The organism is Clostridium sp. UBA2485 (assembly GCF_002341865.1).
Classification (GTDB): Bacteria; Bacillota; Clostridia; order Clostridiales; family Clostridiaceae; genus Clostridium_J.
The window spans coordinates 1-266 of record NZ_DDOV01000071.1 but is presented as its reverse complement, the minus strand read 5'-3'; the positions used below and the strand labels follow the sequence as shown (position 1 = coordinate 266).

Genomic DNA, 266 nt, shown 5'->3' with positions numbered 1-266 from the left:
CTGAGGCTATGGGTTCTAAGGTAGGCTATCCTGATTATGGTATTTCATATTTATTAGAACCGGCTATTAAATCTGCAGACCAAATAGAATCTCTTAAAGTTGTTAATCCATTAAAAGATGGGAAGCTACCAATTTTAATCGAAGCCCTAAGACTTACTAGAGATGCGCTTATAAAGGAAGTAGATGTTGGCGCGGCGATGTCCGGTCCGTTTAGCGTAGCAGCTTCTGTAGTAGGAACAGAAAATCTGTTAAAATGGATGATCAGA

1 protein-coding gene is annotated in these 266 nt (G+C 39.5%); it reads left to right on the top strand.

What is annotated here, in order from left to right:
• Positions 1-266: uroporphyrinogen decarboxylase family protein (locus tag B3603_RS14055; protein ID WP_291565992.1), on the top strand; the 266-nt coding region annotated here is incomplete at both ends.